General features: G+C 69.4%; 6 protein-coding genes and 1 pseudogene. All 7 read left to right on the forward strand.

The window, feature by feature from the left end; genetic code table 11:
* Positions 1 to 349 (forward strand): annotated as a pseudogene (locus VGR06_RS27015) (ABC transporter ATP-binding protein); the annotation flags it as partial.
* Positions 346 to 1119 (forward strand): ABC transporter permease, encoded by a 774-nt coding sequence (locus VGR06_RS27020; RefSeq protein ID WP_327561946.1) that lies wholly within the window; start codon positions 346 to 348, stop codon positions 1117 to 1119. The pseudogene VGR06_RS27015 and the gene VGR06_RS27020, both read left to right, overlap by 4 nt.
* Entirely contained in the window at positions 1119 to 1976 is an 858-nt protein-coding gene (locus tag VGR06_RS27025) for an ABC transporter permease (RefSeq protein WP_327561947.1), read from the forward strand. Before VGR06_RS27020 ends, VGR06_RS27025 begins: the two co-directional genes overlap by 1 nt.
* Complete coding sequence (locus VGR06_RS27030) at positions 1973 to 3226, forward strand: MCE family protein (protein ID WP_327561948.1); 1254 nt, start codon at positions 1973 to 1975, stop codon at positions 3224 to 3226. Before VGR06_RS27025 ends, VGR06_RS27030 begins: the two co-directional genes overlap by 4 nt.
* Positions 3223 to 4227, forward strand: coding sequence for an MCE family protein (locus VGR06_RS27035; RefSeq protein WP_327561949.1), 1005 nt, complete (start codon positions 3223 to 3225; stop codon positions 4225 to 4227). Before VGR06_RS27030 ends, VGR06_RS27035 begins: the two co-directional genes overlap by 4 nt.
* A complete protein-coding gene (locus VGR06_RS27040) occupies positions 4224 to 5207 on the forward strand; it encodes an MCE family protein (RefSeq protein ID WP_327561950.1) in 984 nt (327 codons plus the stop codon). Before VGR06_RS27035 ends, VGR06_RS27040 begins: the two co-directional genes overlap by 4 nt.
* A complete protein-coding gene (locus tag VGR06_RS27045; protein WP_414637338.1) occupies positions 5204 to 6202 on the forward strand; it encodes an MCE family protein in 999 nt (332 codons plus the stop codon). Before VGR06_RS27040 ends, VGR06_RS27045 begins: the two co-directional genes overlap by 4 nt.
* Positions 6203 to 6316: the final 114 nt, after the last annotated feature.

Here is a 6316-nt window from a genome sequence, read left to right on the forward strand (position 1 = left end):
GAATGCGCAGACCGACGCCACGATCCTGATCGTCACGCACAACATCAACGTGGCCCGGACCGTGCCGGACAACCTGGGCATGCTCTACCGCCGCGAGCTGGTCATGTTCGGCCCGCGCGAGGTGCTGCTGACCAGCGACGAGCCGGCGGTGCGGCAGTTCCTGAACGGGCAGCGGCACGGTCCGATCGGCATGTCCGAGGAGAAGGATCAGGCGACGCTGGCGGCGGAGGGTGCGTTCTCGTGGACGCCCAGTGCGGCGATTGTGCCGCAGCTGCAATCGAGTCCGGGGCTGCCGGAGCGAAGAGCGGTGCGGCGGCACCGGGAGCGGCTCGTCGGGGTGGTCCGATGAGCATGCCGGGTGTGGCGGCGGTGCGGGAGACCGGACGGCTCTACGCGTTGGGGCTGGACGTGATCCGGTGCTCGGTGAAGCGGCCGTTCCAGTTCCGGGAGTTCGTGCAGCAGTTCTGGTTCATCGCCAGCGTTTCCTTGCTGCCGGCGGCGCTGGTGTCGATCCCGTTCGGCGCGGTGATCGCGTTGCACCTGGGGTCGCTGACCACGCAGATCGGCGCGCAGTCGTTCACCGGCGCGGCGAGCGTGCTGGCGATCATCCAGCAGGCGAGCCCGGTGGTGACCGCGTTGCTGATCGCCGGGGCGGGTGGTTCGGCGATGTGCGCGGACCTGGGGGCGCGGACGATCCGCGAGGAGATCGACGCCATGGAGGTGTTGGGCGTCAACCCGGTTCAGCGGCTGGTCGTCCCGCGGGTGCTGGCGGCGATGGGGGTGGCCGCGTTCCTCAACGGGTTGGTCAGCGTCGTCGGGGTGCTGGGTGGCTACTTCTTCAACGTGATCATGCAGGGCGGCACGCCGGGTGCGTACCTGGCGAGTTTCTCCGCGCTGGCACAGCTTCCTGATCTGTGGATCAGCGAGATCAAGGCTGTGCTGTTCGGGTTCGTCGCGGGTGTGGTGGCCGCCTACCGCGGGTTGAACCCGGGGCGCGGGCCGAAAGGCGTCGGGGACGCGGTGAACCAGTCGGTGGTCATCACGTTCCTGTTGCTGTTCCTGCTGAACCTTGTGCTGACGACGCTGTACCTGCAGGTCGTCCCGCCGAAGGGGGCATGATGACCGTCCTCCAGGAGCGGACCACGCCGACCCAGCGGATAACGGGTGTCGTCGACCGGCGGCTCGGGTTCCTGGATGTGCTCGGGGATCAGATCTTCTTCTTCCTGCAGGCGTTCGCCTGGATCCCGCGGGCGACCCGGCGCTACACCAAGGAGATCGTGCGGCTGCTGGCCGAGGTGAGCTTCGGCAGCGGGGCGCTGGCGGTGGTCGGCGGCACGATCGGGGTGATGGTGGGGCTGACCGCGTTCACCGGCACCGTGGTCGGGCTGCAGGGATACGCCGCGCTCAACCAGGTCGGCACCCCGGCGCTGGCCGGGTTCATCTCCGCCTACTTCAACACCCGGGAGATCGCGCCGCTGGTGGCCGGCATCGCGCTCTCGGCGACGGTCGGCTGCGGGTTCACCGCGCAGCTCGGCGCCATGCGGATCTCCGAGGAGATCGACGCGCTCGAGGTGATGGGCGTGCCGAGCATTCCCTACCTGGTCACGACGAGGATCATCGCCGGGTTCGTCGCGATCATCCCGCTGTACGCGATCGGGCTGCTCACCTCGTACGTCGCGGCGCGGCAGATCACCGTGTGGTTCTTCGGCCAGTCCGCCGGCACCTATGACCACTATTTCACCCTGTTCCTGCCGCCGGTCGACGTGCTGTGGTCGTTCGCCAAGGTGCTGGCGTTCAGCGTGGTCGTGGTGCTCGCGCACTGCTACTACGGGTACCGCGCGAGCGGCGGGCCGGCCGGCGTGGGTGTCGCGGTGGGACGGTCGGTGCGCACCGCGATCGTCGCGGTCAACGTGCTGGACCTGTTCCTCAGCCTGGCGATCTGGGGCGCCACGACGACCGTGCAGGTGGCCGGATGACCGGGAAGCTGGCACGGAGATCGGCGGGAGTCGCGTTCCTGCTGGTGCTGGCCGCGCTGGGCACGCTCGCGGTCCAGGTGTACCAGCAGAAGTTCTCCGACGCGGTGCTGGTCACCCTGCGCACCGACCGGATCGGCAACCAGCTCAACAAATCCTCCGAGGTCAAGGCGCGCGGGGTGAAGGTCGGGACGGTCCGGGAGGTGCGCAGTGCCCCGGGCGGCGCCGAAGTCCGGCTCGCGCTCGAACCCTCCACAGTGGACAAGATCCCGCGGGACGTGTCCGCGCTGCTGATCCCCAAGACGTTGTTCGGCGAGCGCTACGTCCAGCTCTCCATCCCGGAGCGCTCAACCATCCGCCCGATCGCCGGCGGCGACGTGATCGACCAGGACCGCTCGGAGAACGCGATCGAGCTGGAGCGGGTGTTCGACGACCTGCTCCCGGTCCTGAAAGCCGTGCAGCCGCAGAAGCTCGCCACCACGCTCAGCGCGATCGCCACCGCGTTGCAGGGACGCGGTGAGCAGCTCGGCGAAACCCTGGCGACCGCGGCAGGCTACCTGAGCGGGTTCAACCCCAACCTGCCCACACTGACCGGCGACATCCGGGATCTGGCCGCGGTGAGCCAGCTCTACGGCGACATCGCACCGGACATCCTCGACTCGCTGACCGACTCCGCGGTCACCCTGAACACCGTGGCCGAGCAGCGGGACCGGCTGAACACGCTCTACGCCCAGGTCACCTCGTCCACCCAGGACCTCACCCTGTTCCTGCGCAACAACAAGCAGAACATCATCCGGCTGGCCGCGGACAGCCGCGCGCCGCTGGAGCTCGCCGCCCGGTACTCACCGGCCTTCCCCTGCACCCTCAAGGCGTTGACGGATCTCAAGCCGGCCATGGACAAGGTGCTCGGCGCCGGCACCGACCAGCCCGGCCTGCACGTCGAGGCCAAGGTCACCCAGTCCCGCGGCAAGTACGTGCCCGGTGTCGACGACCCGGTGTACACCGCGAAGGGCGGGCCGCGTTGCTACCCGAGCGGTGTGCCGCCGACCGCCGGCACGGTCGCCGCGGCACCGGGCAGCGCCGCGCATCCGTTGCTGGACAACGACCTCGGGCTGCCGAACTCGCCGCAGGAACGTGACCTGATCGCCACCCTGGCCGCGCCGGCACTGGGCATCCCACCCGGTCAGGTCGCGCCGTGGAGCAGCGTGCTGATCGGTCCGCTCTACCGCGGGACGGAGGTGACCCTCCGATGAGGACACTCGCCGCGCCGCTGATCAAGGGCGTCATCTTCGTCCTGGTCACCGGCCTCGCCACGGCGATCCTGGCGGTGTCCATCGCCAACACCGGGCTCAGCGACGCGGCCACGTTCTACGCCCGGTTCACCGACGTCACCTCGCTCAACCCCGGCGACGACGTGCGCGTCTCCGGGGTGCGGGTCGGCCAGGTCGAAGAACTGTCCATAGCGGACAACGACCAGGCCCGGGTGAGGTTCTCGGTCACCCGCAGCCGCCCGCTTCCGCCACAGGTCACGGCCGTTGTCAAGTACCGCAACATGGTCGGCCAGCGCTACCTCGCGCTGGACCGCGGCTCCGGCCCGCAAAGCCCTGCGCTCGCGGAGGGTTCGGAGATCCCGCTGGAGCGCACCACGCCCGCACTGGACCTGACCGACCTGTTCAACGGATTCAAGCCGCTGTTCCAGGCGCTGTCCCCGAACGACGTCAACCAGCTCTCCGGCGAGATCGTCCAGGTGCTGCAGGGCGAGGGCGGCACAGTGGAAAGCCTGCTCGCGCACACCGGCTCGCTCACCACCACGCTCGCCAGCCGGGACCAGGTGATCGGCGAGGTGATCACCAACCTGAACACGGTGCTGAAGACCATCAACGGCCAGGGCGACGCACTGTCCACACTGGTCTCCACCATCAGGCAGCTGGTGTCCGGGCTGGCCGGCGACCGCACGGCGATCGGCGACGCGATCGACGGGATCGCCTCGCTCACCAACGCCACCGCGGGGTTGTTCGACGTGGCCCGGCCGCCGCTCAAGGAGAGCATCGCCGGCCTCGGCGAGCTGTCCGCGAACCTGGCGTCCGGATCCGCCGAGCTGGACTCGTTCCTCACCGTGCTCCCGGCCAAGCTCGAGGCGGTCGGGCGCAGCGCCACGTATGGCTCCTGGTTCAACTTCTACCTGTGCGCGGCCGTGCTGCAGACCGATCCGCCGCAGGGCTACCTCGCCCCGGTTGCGAGGTGCCACCGATGAAATCGTTCCGTGAGCGCAACCCGGTGCGGATCGGGCTGATCGGCACCGCACTGCTGATCGCGATCGCGGCCATGGTGTTCTACGCGCGCGACCTGCCGATCATCGGCGGCGGAACCCTGTACCGGGCGGAGTTCTCCGAGGCCGCGGGGTTGCGGCCGGACGACGAGGTGCGGGTCGCCGGGATCAAGGTCGGTGAGGTGACCAGGGTCGGGCTCGCCGAGGACCGGGTGCTGGTGACGTTCCGCGTGCGCGACGCCTGGATCGGCGACCAGACCCGGGCCGAGATCAAGATCAAGACGTTGCTGGGCCGCAAGTTCCTCGCGCTGCACCCGAGCGGCACGGCCGGCCAGGATCCGAAGCGGCCCATCCCGCGGGACCGCACGGTGACCCCGTACGACGTCACCCAGGCGTTCGAGGGCCTGGCCAGCACCGCGGGCGAGATCGACACCGGGCAGCTCGCCGAGAGCTTCCAGGCCATCTCCAACACGTTCAAGGATTCCCCGCAGCATGTGCGGCAGGCACTTGACGGGCTCACTGCGCTGTCCCGGACCATCGCCTCCCGCAACGACCAGCTCGCCGAGCTGCTGGCGAACACCCGGAAGATCAGCGGCACGCTGGCCGGTTCCAACGGCGACTTCGACGCGCTGATCAAGGACGGCAACCTGCTGCTGACCGAGCTGACCAACCGCCGGGACGCCATCCACGCGTTGCTGGTCGGCACGCAGCGGCTCGCCACGCAACTCTCCGGGCTGGTCGCGGACAACCGCGCGCGGCTCGCCCCCGCCCTGTCCCAACTGGACACTGTGACCACGATCTTGCAGCGGCATGATGCCGATCTTGAGCGGGGACTGCAGCTTGCCGGGCCGTACTTCCGCGTGGTGAACAACGCCACCGGCAGCGGCCGGTGGATCGACAACTACCTGTGCGGCCTGCTCGAGGAGAACCGGAACCCCTGCACCCCGCCGGGAGGTGCGAAGTGATCACCAGGAAGCGGCTGGCCGTCCTGCTCGGTGTGCTGGTGCTGGTCACGGCCGGGAACCTGTGGTGGATCTTCGTGTCCGGCGGCGACGACAAGCGGATCACGGCCTGGTTCACCCGCGCGGTCGGCGTGTACGCCGGCACCGACGTCCAGGTGCTCGGCGTCCGGGTCGGCTCGGTCGAGTCGGTGACGCCGCGCGGCGAGCAGGTCGAGTTGGTCCTGACCATCGACGCGGACGCCCCGGTGGCGGCGGACACCAGGGCGGTCGTGGTGTCGCCGAGCGTGGTGGCCGACCGGCACGTGCAGCTCACCACGCTGAGCCATGGCGCGGCGCGGATCGCCGACGGCGCAACGATTCCGGCCAGCCGCACAGCCACCCCGGTGGAGCTGGACGAGCTGTACACCAGCCTCAACGACCTGCTCACCGCGCTCGGCCCGAACGGCGCGAACGCGAACGGCGCGCTGTCCGACCTGCTCACCACGGGCGCGGCGAACCTGCGCGGGAACGGCGAGGCGTTCAACGAGAACGTGCGCAACTTCGCCGAGCTCGCGAAGACCTTGGCCGGGTACCAGGACGACCTGTTCGGCACGGTGGACGAACTGCAGAAGTTCACCGGCATGCTGGCCGGCAACGACCGGCAGGTGGCCGAGGTCAACCAGCAGCTGGCGCAGGTGTGGCAGACCCTGGCCAGTGACCGTGACGAGCTGTCCGGCGCGCTGCACACGCTGGCCGGCGCGCTCGGCGAGATCCAGGGCTTCATCCGGGACAACCGTGCCGCCATCAAGTCCAATGTGGACAAACTGGCGCAGACCACGCAGACACTGGTCGACCAGCGGGCCGCGCTGGCCGAGGCGCTCGACGTCGCGCCGCTCGCGGTGACCAACGTGCTCAACGCGTTCGACCCGGCGTCGGACACGTTGCAGGGGCGGACGAACCTGGAGTACTACCTGCCGCTGCCGGTGGCCGGGCAGGTCTACAGCGGGGGAGTGCGATGAATGCGTCTTTCCTCACGCCAGGCGCGATGAAAGCGTCTTTCATCGCACTCTTCACGGCGACCCTGGCGGCCGGCTGCACCTCCGGTGGCGTCAGCAGCGTGTACGACCTGCCGC

Origin of the sequence: Actinophytocola sp. (genome assembly GCF_036002505.1) — a bacterium.
Classification (GTDB): Bacteria; Actinomycetota; Actinomycetes; order Mycobacteriales; family Pseudonocardiaceae; genus DASYTH01.